This window comes from Dolichospermum sp. DET69, from assembly GCA_017355425.1.
GTDB lineage: Bacteria > Cyanobacteriota > Cyanobacteriia > Cyanobacteriales > Nostocaceae > Dolichospermum.
The window spans coordinates 5,124,361-5,143,380 of the sequence record CP070233.1 but is presented as its reverse complement, the minus strand read 5'-3'; the positions used below and the strand labels follow the sequence as shown (position 1 = coordinate 5,143,380).

General features: G+C 40.6%; 10 protein-coding genes and 2 pseudogenes. 2 read left to right on the top strand and 10 right to left on the bottom strand.

What is annotated here, in order from left to right; all coding sequences use genetic code 11:
• Positions 1-3 precede the first annotated feature (3 nt).
• Positions 4-480 (top strand): hypothetical protein, encoded by a 477-nt coding sequence (locus EZY12_23670; GenBank protein ID QSX67631.1) that lies wholly within the window; start codon positions 4-6, stop codon positions 478-480.
• 85 nt (positions 481-565) lie between these two features.
• Here EZY12_23670 and EZY12_23665 read toward each other — a convergent pair whose 3' ends face one another.
• From EZY12_23665 to EZY12_23650, 4 genes and pseudogenes are all read right to left on the bottom strand, one after another.
• A complete protein-coding gene (locus tag EZY12_23665) occupies positions 566-904 on the bottom strand; it encodes a P-II family nitrogen regulator (protein QSX67630.1) in 339 nt (112 codons plus the stop codon).
• A 586-nt stretch (positions 905-1,490) separates the two neighbouring features.
• The gene (locus EZY12_23660; GenBank protein ID QSX70809.1) at positions 1,491-4,031 is read right to left on the bottom strand and encodes a CHAT domain-containing protein; all 2,541 of its coding nucleotides are present in this window, start codon (positions 4,029-4,031) and stop codon (positions 1,491-1,493) included.
• Between the two features lie 267 nt (positions 4,032-4,298).
• Positions 4,299-5,874, bottom strand: a pseudogene (locus tag EZY12_23655) (reverse transcriptase N-terminal domain-containing protein).
• A 2,388-nt stretch (positions 5,875-8,262) separates the two neighbouring features.
• Positions 8,263-8,481 (bottom strand): hypothetical protein, encoded by a 219-nt coding sequence (locus tag EZY12_23650; protein ID QSX67629.1) that lies wholly within the window; start codon positions 8,479-8,481, stop codon positions 8,263-8,265.
• A gap of 201 nt (positions 8,482-8,682) precedes the next feature.
• Here EZY12_23650 and EZY12_23645 point away from each other — a divergent pair, with 201 nt between their 5' ends.
• Positions 8,683-9,522 carry a DUF3598 family protein gene (locus EZY12_23645; GenBank protein QSX67628.1) on the top strand — a complete coding sequence of 280 codons (840 nt, stop codon included), beginning with the start codon at positions 8,683-8,685 and terminating at the stop codon, positions 9,520-9,522.
• 90 nt (positions 9,523-9,612) lie between these two features.
• Here the strand turns inward: EZY12_23645 and nrdJ are convergent.
• The 6 genes and pseudogenes from nrdJ to sufB form a co-directional block, all read right to left on the bottom strand.
• Positions 9,613-10,686: pseudogene (gene nrdJ, locus EZY12_23640) on the bottom strand (ribonucleoside-triphosphate reductase, adenosylcobalamin-dependent).
• A gap of 260 nt (positions 10,687-10,946) precedes the next feature.
• The gene (locus EZY12_23635; protein ID QSX67627.1) at positions 10,947-13,364 is read right to left on the bottom strand and encodes a hypothetical protein; all 2,418 of its coding nucleotides are present in this window, start codon (positions 13,362-13,364) and stop codon (positions 10,947-10,949) included.
• A gap of 283 nt (positions 13,365-13,647) precedes the next feature.
• A complete protein-coding gene (locus tag EZY12_23630) occupies positions 13,648-14,913 on the bottom strand; it encodes a cysteine desulfurase (protein QSX67626.1) in 1,266 nt (421 codons plus the stop codon).
• Positions 14,914-15,199: 286 nt separating this feature from the next.
• Positions 15,200-16,525 carry a Fe-S cluster assembly protein SufD gene (gene sufD, locus EZY12_23625; GenBank protein QSX67625.1) on the bottom strand — a complete coding sequence of 442 codons (1,326 nt, stop codon included), beginning with the start codon at positions 16,523-16,525 and terminating at the stop codon, positions 15,200-15,202.
• Positions 16,525-17,310 (bottom strand): Fe-S cluster assembly ATPase SufC, encoded by a 786-nt coding sequence (sufC, locus tag EZY12_23620; protein ID QSX67624.1) that lies wholly within the window; start codon positions 17,308-17,310, stop codon positions 16,525-16,527. Before sufC ends, sufD begins: the two co-directional genes overlap by 1 nt.
• An 83-nt stretch (positions 17,311-17,393) precedes the next feature.
• Positions 17,394-18,833, bottom strand: a complete 1,440-nt coding sequence (gene sufB, locus EZY12_23615) for a Fe-S cluster assembly protein SufB (protein QSX67623.1) — start codon at positions 18,831-18,833, stop codon at positions 17,394-17,396.
• Positions 18,834-19,020: the final 187 nt, after the last annotated feature.

Genomic DNA, 19,020 nt, shown 5'->3' with positions numbered 1-19,020 from the left:
GCAGTGCGAAACCGTCAACTCACTTATTTCTGCTTTTCCTTAATTTTAGTTGCGATTATTGGCTGTGATAAGTTTTTGGATAAATTACCAACCTTTTCCTGTAAGCAAGAAGGATTTATGGTCAGCCAAATTACAAAATCTTATATTCATCCTGAAAAAGTTGTAGTTCATCCTTGGTTAGGTGAGCATAATGTATACGCTATATTTATGCTGCCAAATAATTATGTATATGATCGGTTTATGACAATTAATTTGCCAGTTAATAAAACCTTCTGTGGAATTATGACCAATCCCAGTCAAACTATAGATGAAATTAATGCTCAACCAGGACATTATTTAGTTAAAGGATATTTGCAAACACGAATTACCATCAAATTGATTCTTGAAGGTCAAATAAATGACCTCACACAAGTAAACAATTGGCAATTAGGTTATGGTACAGACCAAACACAACTCAAACCCACATTTGGCAAGCCCTAGTTAAACATTAAAAAAGGTGCTGCTGATTTCCTGTTTTCATATTTACAGACTCAGCAACGCCCATTTTTCACCCAATATTTACTACTTATACGGCTTCTGTATTCTTTTCTCCTGTGCGAATGCGGACAATTTGTTCAACAGAGGAGATGAAAATTTTACCATCACCAATTTCACCAGTACGGGCTGCGGAGATAATCTTATCTACAACCATATCAACTTGGGCATCTTCAACAACGATTTCCACCTTCAGTTTTTGGAGAAATTCTACGGTGTATTCCGAACCTCGATAGCGTTCAGTTTGCCCTTTTTGCCGCCCGAAACCTCGAACTTCAGAAACTGTCATCCCGACAATACCCGCATTAACTAGGGCAATTTTAACTTCATCCAGCTTAAATGGACGGATAATGGCTTCTACTTTTTTCATTTTTTTTGATTCCTGACTTCCAATAGCGTTGTTTATATATACCAGATTCATAAGAATACCCGGTAAGAGGGAAACTCAGCGGCTTTAGCCGGTGAGAGGAAAACGACAAGGGCGGTTTTAACCGCTTTGAATCTTTTTTCATTACCGCCTTGGAGTTAAGAAATTCGGGGTACTTTTGTGGTGTACTTTCAACGGGACAATTACCGATTCAAATTTCCCAACTCTGTACGCATAATGTGTTGCACGCGATGTGCCTCCCTTTCGGGGTGATGTTAGCTGAATGCCTCCGGCACGCTGGCGCGAACGTCAATGTTTTAAGAAGCTCTTTAGACTTGCAACACTGTTTCAGTGACTTTAAAACTGTTTAATTGCAAATGACAGAGCAGGGAACTAGCTACGCATCCCATGGTGTCGTGACTCAAAAAACGTAGTCAGTGAAGACTTAGACTGGTCAGTACAGCTGGCAATTTCTTACAAGCTCAGTCCCTTTCGGGCTGAGTTACTGACTGTCTCACACTGTAAATATAGCCATAGTTATGACATTTCAGCTTGATATATGGAATTTACCACTTTTTTACGTTTCTAATTATGGACTATTTTCTTGCAAAAGCAATCGCCAATCTGCGATCGCCTGTTCAGTCCATAGCCAATTTTGTGATAACCTCTCAATAGTAAAGTCTGCGGGCGCATTTTGAATGACCATTTGCCGGAGTTTAATCGCTTCCTGTAAATATTGCTGGCGTTTATCAGCGGGTTGACTTTTAGCAGATTTATATAAACCCAAAGCTAACCCAGCATAAGCCGTCAAAGCTTCCGGTTCTCCAGCTATTTGTGGATATTTCATGGGGCTAGAATTTTTATTCTCCTGGGGTTTTAAGGCTAAGTTCAGTGATTTGAACCAAGCATCATTGGCATAATTAAGATTATTCTCCGCATAATAGGCAAATCCTAACGAATTACTATACAAAAGAGAATCTGGCTGCTTTTCTACAGCCCTAGCCCAATAACGACGAGCATCATCAATACTATATTTATTATTTTTCGTTTGTACTGACTGCCAAGCTAAACGCCCACGGAAAAAGTTCACAGATGGATTATCAGTATCCTGAGCAGGAATCAAATTTAAAGCCGTTTCCGCACCCGTAAAAGCACCACGATTCAGTAATTCATTAATAGCATCCAACCCAGCCTTTAAATTACCTTGACTCAACTGCGTCGTAGCCATAGCCGTCACAATTCCCGTAGCTGAATTAGCTAAATTAATCCTTGGATACTGATTATTGGCAAAATTTTGTCCAGGAATCGGCGGAATATCAGAAGACTTCTGAGCTTGTCGTTGATGCCACCACCAACCAATACCAAGGATAATAGTAATTGCACTTGCTCCCACCAAACCATATAACAACAGTAAGGGCAGTCCGCCTCTGGCTGCCCATTTTTGCCGATGAAAGCGATTACCCTGTTGAGGCACCAGTGAAGGTGATAACTGAGGATTTACCTCACGCTGCTCCAGATTCAACGGAGTTGGAGTAATCTGAGTGGGGACATTTCCCCAATCTAAATTTTGTTGCGGCTGGGAAACCTGCATTTCCGACAGATAATGATGATTATCTGCGATTAATTCCGCCTTCATCCTTGGTTCTTCTGTTTTAGCAATCGGATTACCAAGTTGACGAAACAAATCCGAAACTATAGCCGAATCTTCATTATAGCTGGGGTCATCATACTCAATTTCATCAACCAGATCACCCCAAGTATCTTCCCCTAGCCAGTCTACCTCCGTTATTTCCTCGCCAAAATTAGGATTGAGAATATCATCAATAGCTAAAGAAATCTCTGGATTAGTTCCCAAATCAGAATAGTTATAATTATTTGTTTCCTGGGGAGGCTGATATTGGTTCAGTAACTCCGATAGCCCGCGTGGCGTAGCTATATGTCTAGATAAATTAACTTGTGGAGTTAAATAACCATCAAATTCTCGCTGAAGATACAAAATCGGTAAAGCCCAGTACATCTGTTGAGAACCATAGGCAGAAATTAACCCTTGACGGACCCGACTTATACATAAATCTAAAGCATAGCCTTGACTCAAATTGCGGTAAAACAATTGTGTCAACGTCAGAGCCACCTCATCAGGTATCCGTTCTGACATCGCCAAAATACTTCTAATTCCCCGTTTTACCAAACTTTCAGTTAAATTCCGTTCTCCTGAGTCTTCCCCCGTCTCGGACTTAGCCCGATATGCCCCCAAGCAGGAGTTAAACACTGCCATTTGAATATTATTATTAACTAGTAACCCAGCTAAATCATCCCCATTCAGAGTTTCTGTTAAACCAGTTTTTTTACTTACCAAATAAATTTGCCCACCATTTGCCCCCAAGTTGCTATGACCAGAATAGTGGAAAATATGGTAATTTCCCTGTTCCAAAGATTGAGTGAGTTCTTCCCTACCCGGCCCGTCAAGAACAGTCAATTCAATTTCTGGTAGATAATGATTACCATCAGCCACTCTTAATGCTTGGCGGTGCAGTTCTGCTTTCAGGTTGATGGCTTCTTGTTTGAGCAAATCCAGCCGTGCTAAGTCAGTAGGCGAGGAAATTACCATTAGCACTCTTACCCCCCGTGCTTCCGACGACGTGGGGATATTATGAGTTAGCAACCGCGATGCTGGGGCTAGACCAGTTTGGTAACGGGCAAAGGTAATATCAGGACCAGTAACTAAGGGACGTAGGCAGCGCCCGCCATTATCACCTGCGTGCATGACTTCCCAAGGCAACCGCGCCAACCTCGTATCCTTGAGTCCTAATCTTAGCCGTAGTACCTGTTGGTGATTTTGGGCAATCCCTTGGGCAGTAATCCAACTATCTCTAAGAGATCCTTGAAACAGCGCATTATACAACTCCTGACCCAAGGCCACCAAGTTAACAGAGTTTCTGGCTGCCATATTCCCCTGCAATACTAACTGCAAAGGATCATCCATTAAATCTCCTGCCGCCGCTAACCACTCAGCCACAGGCCAATGCACCAGTTCTTCTGCCACCGGTACCCCAGGTGCAACTTGTTCCGTCCGCACTAGATAGTCATTTTGCCCCACAGGCGTTGCGGAAAGGTGAAATTCCTGGGTCACAATTTCTGCTCCATAAAACTTAGACAATGCTGATAGCACAGCGTGGCGCAAGCCATACATTGCTGTTTATTTCCCGCTTCCACTAAGGTAAAAGACTACTTTTTGTCCACGGGTGTAACTTGCCGATGAGCCAACCGTACAAATTGCTTTCGTACATTCAGCAGTTTATAAGCCACATTTAGGTAGAGTCGAGGGGGAATATTATTTCCCGCCCCTCTCTGTTAAATCTGGGCGTGCGACTTTCACCGCACCCAGCTTCCGATGTTCTTAGCTTTCGCTTTTGCTCATGTGTATGTAATCGTGGCAGATGAAAGTGAATGGCTAGAAGGTTTTTAGTTTTCCAGTTTTGGTGGTTTCCATCAACATGATGTAAATGTACCTTCTCATCACTAAGCATTTTTAGACCACAATGACCGCATTTATGGCTTTGCCGTTTAAGGGCTTTAGAGGTATCGTTGTTATAGAGCTTGCTGTTACGTTCGCTCCAATAACTCAAATCTCCGTCGTAGGGTGATTTCTCACCTTTAACATTGATGTGTTTGTTTTCGGAGTAAGGAACTGATGGGAATGCCTTATCTATTAATTGCTTACAGGTATGGCGGTTCTGTTTAGTTTCCTTATTGAATACCCTGAAAGCTCTTGTTTTGATATGGGATAAAGAGTTTCTAGACCCATCCATCTTGCAGAAGCGGTGGTAATTTCTCCAACCTCTAACTACTGGGGCTAATTTCTCAGCCTTTGTGGTAGCTCCATAATTCGAGTTGTTAACGATGTGTTTTACTTTCTTGCGAAAAGATTTAAAGTTGTCCACTGATGGAACGCATCTAAACTTCCCGTTTTTCTGGACTTTGAAGTGCCAGCCGAGGAAATCAAACCCATCTGTCGTGGCGGTTAGCTTTGTCTTTTTCTCACTGACTTTCATTCCCCGCTCTGCTAGGAACTGACTGATTTTGTCAAGTATTTCTGTGGCATCGTCTTGGGGTCTAAGTATTATTACCATATCATCCGCGTACCGGATTGTTGGCTCAATAATATGTTCCCTTGAGGTCTTGTCTGTAATTCTGAAGCTAGATGTCCTGTGATATCTATGAATACTTTCAATCCCATTTAAGGCGATGTTAGCTAAAAGTGGACTTACCACTCCGCCTTGTGGTGTTCCTTGTTCGGGAAATTCTGGATTGACTCCGGCTTTGAGACAGCGAAAAATTCCCTGTCTTATGCTATAAGGAGCGATGAGTCTGTCCATTATGGCGGTGTGGTTTATCCTGTCAAAGCATTTTTCGATATCGAGTTCTATAACTCGTTTGTCTATTCCATTGCTTGATGAGCGTAAATTGTCAAACAGGGCTTTTTGCGCGTCATGTGCCGAGCGTCCCGTCCTAAACCCGTAGCTCCTAGCGTGGAAAGTTGCCTCGTGTGCTGGTTCTAATGCGTATTTGATAAGGCATTGATACGCCCTATCAGCAATAGTAGGGATTTTCAACATCCTGATAGTGCCGTCCTTTTTAGGGATAGGTATTTCTCTTAGCCCCTGGTGTTTCCAGTTGCTAACGGATGCTTTTAGCAGTTCATTAAGCTCAAAGCGTTCCTTAAAGGTAAGGGACTTTTTGCCATCAATTCCTGCGGTCTTTTTCCCGGCGTTTAGCTGTGATACTTGACGGATAGCCAGTAATCTTGCTGCGGTAGATTTCAGAATCAGCTTTTGTAGGGACTTAGCTTTACGCTTGTCTCCAACTTGAACCGCTTTGTACACTCGTTTTTGTAGGCGGAATAAGTTACGGCGGAATTTCTTCCAAGGCAACGTCTTCCAGGATTCACTAGAGTTGTCTCTGTGTCTAATCATGCTCTGTTCCAATTTGTGTATTCTGAACACCTCAGACCAATTACGGTCTGTCCTACCCGAATTAAAGGAGTTCCGCTGCTCGTCCAGCCTACTTAGGGTTCGACCGCCCTTAGACCCTCAACCCGTTTTTATTCGTTCCCTCGGTTGATTGTTAGTTCCGTTAGGTGTAGCCATTTCAACCATTGGATTCCCTGGACTCTTGCCGCTATTGAAACCGAGATGCGGCGGGGATTAGCTCCAATGAAGTCAGGTTCTTGGTGTTGTGTCCTGCTTATGGGTAGGTCGCTTTTCTAGGCTCTGTTTCACCGTGGGAACTCCCCGTTAGCACCAGTGTCAACCCACAACGGATGTCTGATTGCGCCCTGTTCCTAGCTTCGACCTCCCGAAACCGAGTCGGGTCATCGTAGGCAGATAGGGAGTCATACCTGAGTCTGGCAGATGGGACTTTCACCCATATCAGACCGAGAGTTCAGCCTTTTTCCATGATTAGATTGGGTTGGTTAGCTTATGTACGGGCTGGATACCGTGATTCAGCTAACAACGAATCGCACAATTTCTATCCATTGTGATTATATGCCTTAAACATTAACTGTTCTGGCATCGGTAAACATGATCCTGTTTAATTTACACAAGGAAACATGAAAAATTAGCAGTATTACTTTTGGGAATCACGTCACAAGTGGCTAATCCTGCTAATACCTTAGATGTATTTTGTCATTCTAATGTTTCAGATGTGCATTGCTATTGATCTTAATCTAGTTTTATAGAACGGTTTTGTGCCTGTTCCGCTGCTACTACTTTATCCGGATTGCTTGATCCCCGTGGAGAACTGTTTATTGGTAGATGCACCTTGATCTTCAATTCCCCTAGTTGGTTAAAACTCACTAGGGGTTTTCTTTTTTTATTCTGGCAAATAAAAAACGCTCTTGGTTGCCAAGAACGTTTACAATTATTTGTATATAAACTATTAAGTAGATGAGATCCTAACAATTAACTCCCCTACCCAGCTACCAGCCACAGGAATTTTTTCCGTATGTGACAAACAACAATAAGCGGGTAATTTTTTCCGGAGCATAAGTTAAAAACATTGAACATTTAATAAGTAGATGCACCCTGATAACTAACTTCCCCTAGCTGGCTAACACCTCTGGGGGTTTTTTCTTGTTTATGGTTAGCACAACATAATTATTGCTATACATCCATTTTTTTCCGGAATATCACATAGAACCCTAGAACAGTTAATAAGTAGATGCACCCTGATAACTAACTTCCCCTAGCTGGCTAACACCTCTGGGGGTTTTTTTGTTTATGGTTAGGACAACACAATTATTGCCATCCACCCATTTTTTTCCGGAATATCACATAGAACCCTAGAACAGTTAATAAGTAGATGCACCCTGATAACTAACTTCCCCTAGCTGGCTAACACCTCTGGGGGTTTTTTTGTTTATGGTTAGGACAACACAATTATTGCCATCTACCCATTTTTTCCCGGAGCATTACATAGAACACCAGAACAGTTAATAAGTAGATGCACCCTGATAACTAACTTCCCTAGCTGGCTAACTTCCAGTTGGGGATTTTTTTGTTTCTAGTATCCTTATGGTTAGAGATTTTAGAGAAAATATCTACTGCCTATCCGGAATTTACAAGTTAATGCCAGAATACTAAATTGGTAGATGCACCCTGATAATTAAACTCCCCTAGCTGGCTAACTTCCACTGGGGGTTTTTTTCTTTTCCCAATGTTGCCAAAAACCTCTGGGTAGTTGACTCCCGAACTCAAAACAAACTTGTTAAAAATAAATTTATCCGGAGGATCGTTATGCACTTGAGAACATTTAATTGGTAGATGCACCCTGATAACTAAACTCCCCTAGCTGGCTAACTTCCACTGGGGGTTTTTTCTTGAAAATAGCAACTCAACCTACCCTATCATCAAAACAAGTCTCTGGCAATATCCTTGCTCAACAAGTTTTTGGTCACTTTGGCTAGTTGCACCCACAGACTACAATATTAACTGACACAAGGGCAGATTTCACGGTTTATCGTGCAGTTTTATCACAGAATATAGTTTGTGATTGCCTAAATATCAAACTTTCGGATGAGCTAATCTGATAAACTTATCTGAATCACTTTAATTCCATTCTGTTCCTTTGTTCTAACTTCAGAATGATCACGACGATAGATAATCGGACTCTTAATTATTTCTTTATAACTGCTGAAGTTTACAGGCACTTCTGAGTTTGTCACTATTCTATGACATACCGCCAATTAAATCTTGATTTTTTGGTAAATTTTAGTTAATTTACTGCGTAAGTAATAGGTAACAGGTAAGAATTTTACCCATTACCAGCATAAATTGTAAATAACTAATAACTTGCGTTATTTAGTCAATTGTAATTTGTTGCGGTCCATTGGCTTTGCCGTTTTGCACCCCTGTACTCAGGTTGTTAGAGCTATTTCCACAACCCTTTTTATTTAGCCAACTTTTGACAGGATCTTCGGTGAGGTTGAGTCGGAGGACACCAGAAACGAATCCACCCAAAAATGAAACTGGATGTTGGGCAAGTTCTTGAAATAGGGGCGATAATTCACTAATAAACATTACACTCTCCAAGTATTGCTGTAAAAAATTATTAATTCTTCATTAATCTTAACAGATACTGGCTAATAAGCAACTAGCAACAGAGCAGATAATATTTAGCTGGATGATATTTATCATTGGTCAAATTATCACTGACATCATTAACCTTGACTTTCAGCCAGTATTTAATTAAAATAAACTATTTAAATTAAACATTAAATTATGGCAAGCAATTGGGAAAATTTCCTCAAAAATTTAGGTGAATGGCGTGGTTCATTTACTAAAATTTCCCGCGACGGTGAAATATTAGATTCTACTCCGAGTATTTTAAATTTAGAAGGGTTTGATAATAATCAAGCTGTACTTTTTAGATTGCGTCGTTTTGATTCTAGTAATTATGATAGTCCTCCTATTCAGGATTATCAACAGGAATATCGTTATTTAGGAAAAGAGAATATCTTTTTTGCCACAGGAGCTTTTTCTAAAGGAACGTTGCAATTAGCGCCTTTTTCTGAATTTGGGGCTGAATATGGCTTTGTGGATGATAATCGGCGATCGCGTTTAGTACAATTATATGATCAACAAGGCAATTTCATTAATTTAACGCTGATTAGAGAATTTCGCAGTTCTACAGATGCTTACGAACGTCCTCAACTGACCGGAGAACAGTTAATTGGTACTTGGCAAGGACAAGCTCATACAGTTTACTCGGACTTGAGACAATCGGAAATATTCCCTACTTATTTAGAAGTTCAAAAAATAGGTGATGGCTATTTAGAACAAAAGTTATCTTTTCAATCCCAAATTATTACTGCAAAAGCCAGAATAGAAGGAAATAAAATCATTTCGGAGACGGAAGGAATTCCGCGACAAATTTTGTTATTACCAGATGGAACTTCTAGTAATGTTCCTTTGCAACTGGAACTGAGAAAACCTTTTTTTCTGGAAGCTGGTTGGTTAGTTAGAGAAAATGAACGTCAACGCTTAATTCGTAGCTATAGCGAAAAAGGGGAATGGATTAGCTCAACTCATATTATTGAATATAAAATTGAGAACATATAACAGGAGTCAGGTATAAAACCCCACCCCCAACCCCCACCCCGCTTGCGAGGAGGGGGCTTTGAGAAATGGTATAGCTCAAACGGATTTGTTTTATGATGTGGGTGGCTGTTCTGGGAACATACATTTATCAGAATCACAACCACTAGGGCCAGCTTCTGATAATTCCCCTAAATCGTAACGACTTAGCGCCCCACAGAAATCATCTGTTTTCCGTCTGGCTTTAACTTCTTGAGACAAACTTTGATATGTGGCTTTGTCTATTGGTTCAAAGGGTAAACGGGGAAAGGATTGCAAATCGTCAAATCGGGCTAACAATGCAGCAGAAATATAGCCTTCATCATTTTGGATGGCTTCATAGATACGCGTTCCCAAAATTTCAACTTCTTCAGAACGTAGTTCCAAAGTAGCTGAGGTGTTATGAGTGACATAGTGATTTTGTACTTGCATAATGAAGTCTAACTGCGCTAAGGCAGAAAACTGAGATACATCAATTACGTCAGCACCGGGTAAATCTGCCCAAGATACAGCAACGGGGATTTCTACTAACCATTCTGTACACCGAGGATCAAAAGGATCGTTGAGTAGGTTGCCGGTTTCGTCTTTGTCAGATTGGGAGGGGATGATGTTGTAACCATAGTCTATACAAGCTAGGGCTACGGGGTCATTTTTACGGAAGGTAATGCGACGGATGAATCTTTGTGCCTTGGGGGGATGCCAACCGGGAGATGCTCCTGTTAAAAGGGATTTTGTGCCGGCTGGTTGGACCGTAGTACAACGGTTAGGGCGTTTGATGTGATGGCGATCGCAATATTCCCACACTACTTTATGAACTACATCTTTCCAGCGGTTGAGATATTTTTGCTCACCACTTTTAAATATCAGTCCTTGGGGGGTTTCTGGTCTTCCTGCTTCCCACCAGCGTAACCACTCTGAACCAAAAGCATGAACAAAGAAGTCAAATAAACCAGTGAAGGATACACCGACAATGGGATCTAATTCCCGGCTGTATTGATAGCGGGGTTCTAGGAATTGATGATTTAAGAGGGCGACGACAGAAAGCGCCCCAGCGGTAAATGCTTCTTCTTGTTCTTTATAGTTGTCAGGATCTAGTTGGTTTAGATGCACCTCCGAAAGATTACAGTGGAAATTAGCACCTATTATCTCCAGTTTTGTTATCCTAAAGGCTTTTTATCCTCTAGTTCTACAGGTTCTACATTCCCTGTAGCTCCGCGTACCTTTTATACGTATGAATTACGTATCCCCACACTCTTGGAGAGTTTATATTCTAGAAAAGGATTTACATTGCCATCTAGTTTCACTCTCTACGCTGTACGGTGTCAATAGCTTTTTAGTTCTATTGATTACCACGGGATTAGCTTCTCAGCTTTCCCCGTATTTGCGAGGTTTTTTACGTGAGGCAAGTATTATAAAATACCACACGGGTTTAAACCATATCTACCCAAACGATGTTCTAATTCTTGATCATCAATATTTGGGTAACTTTCTTGTATCCATGCTTTAGCTTTTCCTTGCTCGTAAGCTTGCAAAAAGTCTTTTTTGATTTCTGGTGTATTTAATAAATCAGCATTAGCTCTAGCAACTGCTTCACCAGCCCATTGAATTGCCCCTTCACCGCTATAGTATTGTTTACGTACAGCAGCAATGGATTCTTCTAAGGTTGGTTTGCGGTGAAAGACTCGTGTATGGTTGGACATCCGCAAAGAATCACGCTCTGGATCTATGCGCCAGCTACCTTCTGCATCCTGTTGCCAGAGGTTATCTTTAGCAGTTGCGCCTTGTTCATCTTCAGAAACGAATTGACGCATACCGGCACTGTTAGAAACTAAAATGCCTTCACAAACAAATTCATGGATACTGGCAACTTCAATATCATAGGTTTGTGCAGTCCGTACATTCATTTCTACTCCTAAAACCTTGACTGGAACTAATTCAGTCGCTTCAGGAAGATATTTTTTCAAGGTAGGGAGTATCATTTGCTCCTGATTATTACTCCATCCATACTGATAGGAGTTAATAATCGGACGTACCATAGTTTTCGGGAAACCATGATCTTTAAATGATTTTGGGGTTTGACGTTTTTGGCTAGAAAATTGCAGGGAATATTTTTCAAAGCAGTTTTCAACAGATTGATATGCCGCTTCACCAACTGTGACTAATTCACCTTCCCATTTACTAGTCCGCTTGCGAATTGAACTACACATCCGGGTTGTAATTCCCAGGGATGCGTAAAGTGCTTGAATTTGCTGTAAAAATCTCTCGTGAATTGAAGCAACTAAAACGCCTTGAGAATGACAACCATCTGCATCAGCAAGACCAGCTAGGTAAGCTTGGCGAATGTCTGCTGTACCTAATAATATGCAATCAGGGATATTTAATGGTTGAAATGGTTGTTTGAATAATCCCAGATATTGGTTTAAAGCTGCTGAGTTAAATTGTAACTCGTAGGCTTTGGTTTTGCATTGTTCTGGGGTTCTTATGGTGTGAGTTTTTAAACCAAATTCATTCCCAACGGCAATTAAACGGTCTAAAATATTGGGGTCATCTTCATGAACGCGGAATCTGACTCTTGAACCATCAGAACTAACTGAACCATCACCCTGTAAATAGCCGATGAAGTAAGCAGCATCGGGAGTTAAGGCAGGAATAGTAATTTTTTTGGTTTTACCTTCGACTTTACCTCGAAACTCAGGCAGTTCAGTAGGTGTACCGGGTATAGTTCGTGGTACGAAAATCAAGCGATCGCCTGATTGCAAATCCTGAGCCTTCACCATTTGATAATTGCCGTACACATCTGTGAAAACGGCAACTTTATGATCGGCTGTACATTCAAAGCTGCCATCTTGAGTTTGAATACGGCAAAGAGATTGTTCACCTTGAACAAAGAAGTTAGTAACAGGATAGAAACCCTTACTGGTAAGAACGCGATCACCTACACGCACCTTAGCAATGGGAACTAAGCCTGATTCTGTATGAACTAAGGCCTCTTCAGGAAGACAGCGCCGAATATTTCCAGCAACAATTGTGACAGCAGCTTCATCAATTAACAAACAGCATTCAACTGAGTTTAATTGTCTACCTAAAGCCTTATTGAGAATTGAGGCGCAACGCTGGTACAATCCAGGTAATTTTACAGGATTAGCCATACCCCCAAAGCCTTTGAGGGTTTCCCCAGATTGGCGCACATCGCTAATATCTACAATTACTTCAACTTCACCTGTAAAGCGTTCATCAGTAGAAAGTTCTAAAAGGGTTTGATAGGATTTTACCCAACCTTCTCGGCTGTCTCCAACGTAAATAGTAGCGGTATTAGCTTCTATATGGGTTTGTGTAAATTCACGACGTTGTGCTTGGGGTGTACTACCAATTTCACCTGTAACGGTGATACGAAGGCGATTACGGATAGATGGCAATTGATTAATATACTGCGGTTCGATAATAGTACCTGTACCACAGCCCATCATGGCCAAATCCATCATTAAACCGAAGGCTTTCCAGTCTATAAGGTTTGTGGATGTGCAGTTATAAGCACCAGAGAAGTTTTTGGATTTGTTTAACCAATCTGTGCCACCAACCCACATCCAGCGCCCACTAGGGAGGGCTTTCATATTCCGCTGCATTTTGTCTAAAATGGCGGCTTCTTGACGGGTAAGTTTGCCTAATTCGACTAAACCGCGTAATGTGCGATCGCATACCTCGTCCCATGTTTCTCGTAAACCTGCGTCTGTTCGACGACTGTAGGTTCTAAAAAACACAGGATTGGCTGCGGTCGCAGTTTTAGGAAAAGATGCACTCTGACGTTTACGTTCCAGTTCTTGAACCATAATAAAGTTTTGTTGCTGACTTACAAATTAAGACTATAACGTCAACTAGTTAGAGATGGAAGATTGCAAAATTTACCACTTTGCGCTGTATCTTGCAATGTGTAAATTATAACTATATTTTATCCAAGTAAAAAACCCTGATTGGAGTCCAGAGTTTTTGACAAGATTACCCGGTAAGCGTAAAGCTCAGTCACAAAGCGTGCTGAGATATAAGCGACACGGGCGAATTTATTGTCAAAAAATAATTATAAATTAAAAAAAGTGGGCATTGCCCACCCTACATTTATTCAGCAAATACACCAGCAAAAAAGTCCAATGTTTCCTTTAAAGCCTTGATGAAAATATCAATTTCTTCGCGGGTATTGTAGAAAGATAAACTTGCCCGTGCAGTTCCTGATAAACCTAAATAACGGTGTAACGGTTGTGTACAATGATGTCCAGAACGTATAGCTACACCCTCTTGATCTAACAAAGTTGCTAAATCATTAGCGTGGACACCCTCGGCGGTAAAAGCTGCTAATGCGGCTCTACCTTCGCCATGAGCATCGGGTTTTGGTCCGTAGATTCTAATTTGGTGTATTTGTGCTAATTGCTCAAATAAATAAGCCGTTAATTCAGCTTCATAAGCATGGATTTTATCCATACCGATACTAGTAAGATAATCTATGGCTGCACCAAGTGCGATCGCTTCCCCAATAGCCGGAGTACCAGCTTCAAATTTATGGGGTAATTCTGCATAGGTGGAATGGTCTAAATACACCTCTGCAATCATCTCACCCCCACCAAAAAATGGCGGCATTGCTTCTAGTAATTCCAATTTACCATACAAAAAACCAATGCCAGTGGGAGCGCACATTTTATGTCCAGAAGCTACCAACCAATCACAGTCGAGTTCTTGAACATCAATAGGAGTATGGGGAACACTTTGACAAGCATCAAGTAAGAATTTCGCGCCGTATCTGTGAGCAATTTCAGCGATTTCTTTAACTGGATTAATACAACCCAAAGTATTAGAAATGTGAACTATAGAAACCAGTTTTGTTTTATCAGAAATCAGTGTTTTAAACTGTTCTAAATTAAAAGTTTCTTCTGGTGTCAATTCGACAAATTTCAATACTGCGCCTGTTTTTTGGGCGACAAATTGCCAAGGAACAATATTACTATGATGTTCCATTACCGAGAGAATAATTTCATCTCCTGGCTGTAAATTGTGCATTCCCCAACTGTAAGCTACGAGGTTAATAGCCTCAGTTGCGTTGCGGGTGTAAACAATTTCTTGGCGTGATTTGGCATTAATGAATTTAGCAATTTTATCACGCGCACCCTCATAAGCATCAGTAGCTTTTCCGCTCAAAAAATGTGCGCCACGATGAACGTTTGAGTTATATTGTTCGTAATAATCACGCCAAGCATTTAATACAGCTAAAGGCTTTTGAGAAGTAGCCGCATTATCCAGATAAACCAGGGGTTTACCGTGAACTTCCTGATGCAAAATCGGGAAGTCAGAGCGAACTTTATCAGCGAGAGATTTGGTAGAAGTGATGACCATTTTTAATAAAAAGTTTAGGGAAATTTTAATTACACCAGGCGATTGGAAATCGCGGCTACACAGGCGAAACCCACCTTCGTGGGTTATAATCTTTAATCTGTTGTTAGTCCGCGAAGGCGGACTTTGTTTGTATAGCCGCGATTTCTAATCGCCAGGGCTATTTATTAGTGATTGGAAATCGCGGCTACACAGGCGAAACCCACCTTCGTGGGTTATAATCTTTAATTTGTTGTTAGTCCGCGAAGGCGGACTTTGTTTGTATAGCCGCGATTTCTAATCGCCAGGGCTATTTATTCGTGAGACTTGTAACAGTTTTCAACAAACTCTCACGTAAAGAAGGAACAGGGATAAAGTTAATAACTTCAGTTGCGAAAGCATTAACTAATAACTTGCGAGCATCATTTTCATCAATACCGCGACTTTGCAGGTAGAATATTTGATCATCTTCCAATTGACTGACAGTAGCACCGTGAGCGCATTTAACATTATCAGCCGTGATTTCTAATTGAGGTTTGGTGTCAATTCTCGATTTAGATGATAACAGCAAATTCCGGTTTAATTGAGATGCGTTAGTTAATTGCGCCAGTTTAGGAACAAAAACTTTACCATTGAAGACACCATGAGCGCGATCGCCTATAATGCACTTATGTAACTGTTTGCTCACACCATGAGGATGATTTAAAGATAACGCACTATGAGTATCACCTAATTGATTATCAGCAATCACAGTTAAACCATTGAGCGTCGTTTCTGTTTGCTCACCAGTTTGCAAAATCTCCAAATTATGACGAGAGATTTTCCCACCAACAGTCACAGCATTACAACTATAACGACTATACCGCGCCTGAGTCACCGCAGTTTTGCCAATATGAAAAGCAGCGTTACCTTCGGTGACAATTCTATTGTGACTAACCTGAGCATTTTCATTAACCCAAATTTCTGTCACACTATTATTAAAATAAACTTGCTCTGAAGAAGATGGTATATATTCTTCAATTAAAGTTACTTGGGAGTTACTTTCAGCTACTACTAAACAACGAGGTTGAGAAATAACCGCAAACTCACCAGCAATAGAAATGAACAACAAATGAATGGGATTTTCAACCACCACATTTTTACCAACCCATACTACTGCGACATCATTTAAAGCCGCAGTATTTAGAGCAGCAAAAACTTCTCTTGTTCCCTCAGATTGTGCTAAATATTCCTTTGCAACTTCACTAGGTAAAGCATCTAAATTACCAATAATTAACCCAGAAGGTAAATTTTCAGTATTAGATAAACTAGGTGAATAAACACCATTTACAAATACCAAACGCTGAGACACTTCAGGTAAAACAAACTCATTTTGTAAGGACAATTCATGAATTATCCCTATATTATTGAATTTTACCTCTTTTAAAGGTGATAAATCAGTAAAACGCCATTCTTCATCACGGGTATTAGGGATAACAGAATGACGAACCCACTTAGTAGCACCGTTACGTAAATCTTGTAACCAACCATCTGATTTATTGGTAATTACCTGATTTAACAAACCAGTCAAAAAAGCATCTCTATCTAATAATAAAGCAGCCTCATTTAACACTTCTACATTCATTGGAATTGTCATTACACACCCACCCCTAAAGCTTCTTCCAATACCCAATCATAACCGCGAGATTCTAACTCAAGAGCTAATTCCTTACCACCACTTCTAATAATCCGTCCCTGCGCCATAACGTGAACAAAATCAGGGACAATATAATCAAGAAGACGCTGATAGTGAGTAATCATAATTGTGGCATTTTCGGAATTGGTTAGGCGATTAACCCCATTAGCGACAATTTTCAGAGCGTCAATATCCAAACCAGAATCAGTTTCATCTAAAATCGCCAACTTTGGTTCTAAAATTGCCATTTGCAGAATTTCATTCCGCTTCTTTTCCCCACCAGAAAAACCCTCATTCACACTGCGGTTAAGAAAAGAAGAATTCATCTTCACAATATCCAACTTTTCCTCAACCAAATCATCAAAATCGAAAGCATCAACCTCTTCCAAACCCTGAGCTTTGCGACGAGAATTATAAGCAACCCGTAAAAAATCCAAATTACTAACACCAGGAATTTCCAGAGGATATTGAAAAGCTAAAAACACACCACCTCTAGCTCTTTCCTCCGCACCCATTTCCAAAAGATTTTTTCCTTGAAAAACCACCTCACCACCAGTAACAGTATAAGCTGGATGTCCCGCCAAAACCTTAGAAAACGTACTTTTCCCCGAACCATTAGGTCCCATAATCGCGTGAACTTCCCCAGCACGAACCTCCAAATCCAACCCCTTCAAAATAGGAGTTTCATCAACATTAGCCGTCAAACCCTTAACCGACAAAATCAAATCACTATTCTCAATAATCATCTTTTCTTCTCTCTTTATTTCTCTGCCTCTGCGTCCTCTGCGTCTCTGCGGTTCGTTTCCAAAAAAACCTCAAAGAAAACAGATCAACCAACACTACCTTCTAGTTTCAGACTCAACAACTTATCAGCCTCAACAGCAAACTCCATAGGAAGCTGATTAAAAACATCCTTACAGAAACCGCTAATCATCATCGAGATAGCATCTTCTGAAGAAATACCGCGTTGAGCAAAAAAGAATAATTGATCTTCACCAATTTTAGAAGTAGAAGCTTCATGCTCAACCTTACCCGTATTATTCTGAACTTGAATATAAGGAAAAGTATTAGCTTGAGCATTATCCCCAATTAACATCGAATCACATTGAGAATAATTTCTTGCGCCCTTAGCAGTAGGATTAATCTTCACCAAACCCCGGTAACTATTGCTAGATTTACCAGCAGAAATGCCTTTAGAAATAATGGTACTGCGGGTGTTTTTACCAACGTGAATCATCTTACTACCAGTGTCAGCTTGCTGCATATTATTGGTTAATGCAACTGAGTAAAATTCACCGACAGAATTATCACCAATCAACACACAACTAGGATACTTCCAAGTAATAGCTGAACCTGTTTCTACTTGAGTCCAAGAGATCTTAGAATTGACACCTTGACACAAACCACGTTTAGTCACAAAGTTGTAAATTCCGCCTTTACCATTGACATCACCAGCGTACCAGTTTTGTACGGTAGAATATTTAATTTCGGCATTATCTAAAGCTACCAATTCGACAACCGCAGCGTGTAATTGGTTGCTGTCGTACATGGGGGCTGTACAACCTTCTAAATAAGAAACATAACTGCCTTCTTCGGCGACAATTAATGTTCTTTCAAATTGTCCTGTATCTCCGTTGTTAATGCGGAAATATGTAGACAATTCCATGGGACATTTTAAGCCTTTAGGAATATAAACGAAAGAGCCATCACTGAATACCGCCGCATTTAAGGCTGCAAAATAATTATCAGCAATGGGAACAACGCTACCCAAATATTTTTTAATCAGTTCTGGGTGTTCTTGGAGAGCTTCCGAAAAAGAACAGAATATTACACCATCTTTGGCGAGTTTTTCTTTATATGTAGTAGCGACAGAAACACTATCAAAAATCGCATCAACAGCAACGTTAGATAATCGCTTTTGTTCATTTAAAGGAATACCTAATTTTGCAAAGGTTTCCAGTAAAGTCGGATCAACTTCATCTAAACTGTTGAGTTTGGCTTTCTTTTGTTTCGGTGCGGAATAATAAATAATATCCTGATAATTAATAGGCGGATATTGGACATGAGACCAAGTTGGTTCTGTCATTTTCAGCCATTGGTGGTAGGCGCGGAGACGATACTCCAACATGAATTCCGGCTCATTCTTTTTGGCGGAAATCAGGCGAACAACGTCTTCACTTAACCCACGGGGGATAGTATCGGCTTCAATATCAGTAACAAAGCCGTACTTGTAAGGTTGGTTGACTAAGGTGGTGACGGATGCGCTCATCGGTTCTCTTGTTCTCTCTTTAAAGGACTGGCGACGGGCTAAATAAAGCTAATTCCCGTTCTGTGTTACTGATTCCTAACAGGACTGCTAGAATAGGTTTAAGGACTAAAACAATTCGGCTGTTGTTTAATCTATTTTCATTGTACGATAGATTAACAACAACAATGTTGTTTAAGTCAAATTTTTA

What these genes read in the sequence shown, in the direction of transcription:
- EZY12_23665 (QSX67630.1), bottom strand. Translation starts at nt 904, where the DNA reads ATGAAAAAAGTAGAAGCCATTATCCGTCCATTTAAGCTGGATGAAGTT.
- EZY12_23650 (QSX67629.1), bottom strand. Translation starts at nt 8,481, where the DNA reads ATGTTTATTAGTGAATTATCGCCCCTATTTCAAGAACTTGCCCAACAT.
- EZY12_23645 (QSX67628.1), top strand. Translation starts at nt 8,683, where the DNA reads ATGGCAAGCAATTGGGAAAATTTCCTCAAAAATTTAGGTGAATGGCGT.
- EZY12_23635 (QSX67627.1), bottom strand. Translation starts at nt 13,364, where the DNA reads ATGGTTCAAGAACTGGAACGTAAACGTCAGAGTGCATCTTTTCCTAAA.
- EZY12_23630 (QSX67626.1), bottom strand. Translation starts at nt 14,913, where the DNA reads ATGGTCATCACTTCTACCAAATCTCTCGCTGATAAAGTTCGCTCTGAC.
- sufD (QSX67625.1), bottom strand. Translation starts at nt 16,525, where the DNA reads ATGACAATTCCAATGAATGTAGAAGTGTTAAATGAGGCTGCTTTATTA.
- sufC (QSX67624.1), bottom strand. Translation starts at nt 17,310, where the DNA reads ATGATTATTGAGAATAGTGATTTGATTTTGTCGGTTAAGGGTTTGACG.
- sufB (QSX67623.1), bottom strand. Translation starts at nt 18,833, where the DNA reads ATGAGCGCATCCGTCACCACCTTAGTCAACCAACCTTACAAGTACGGC.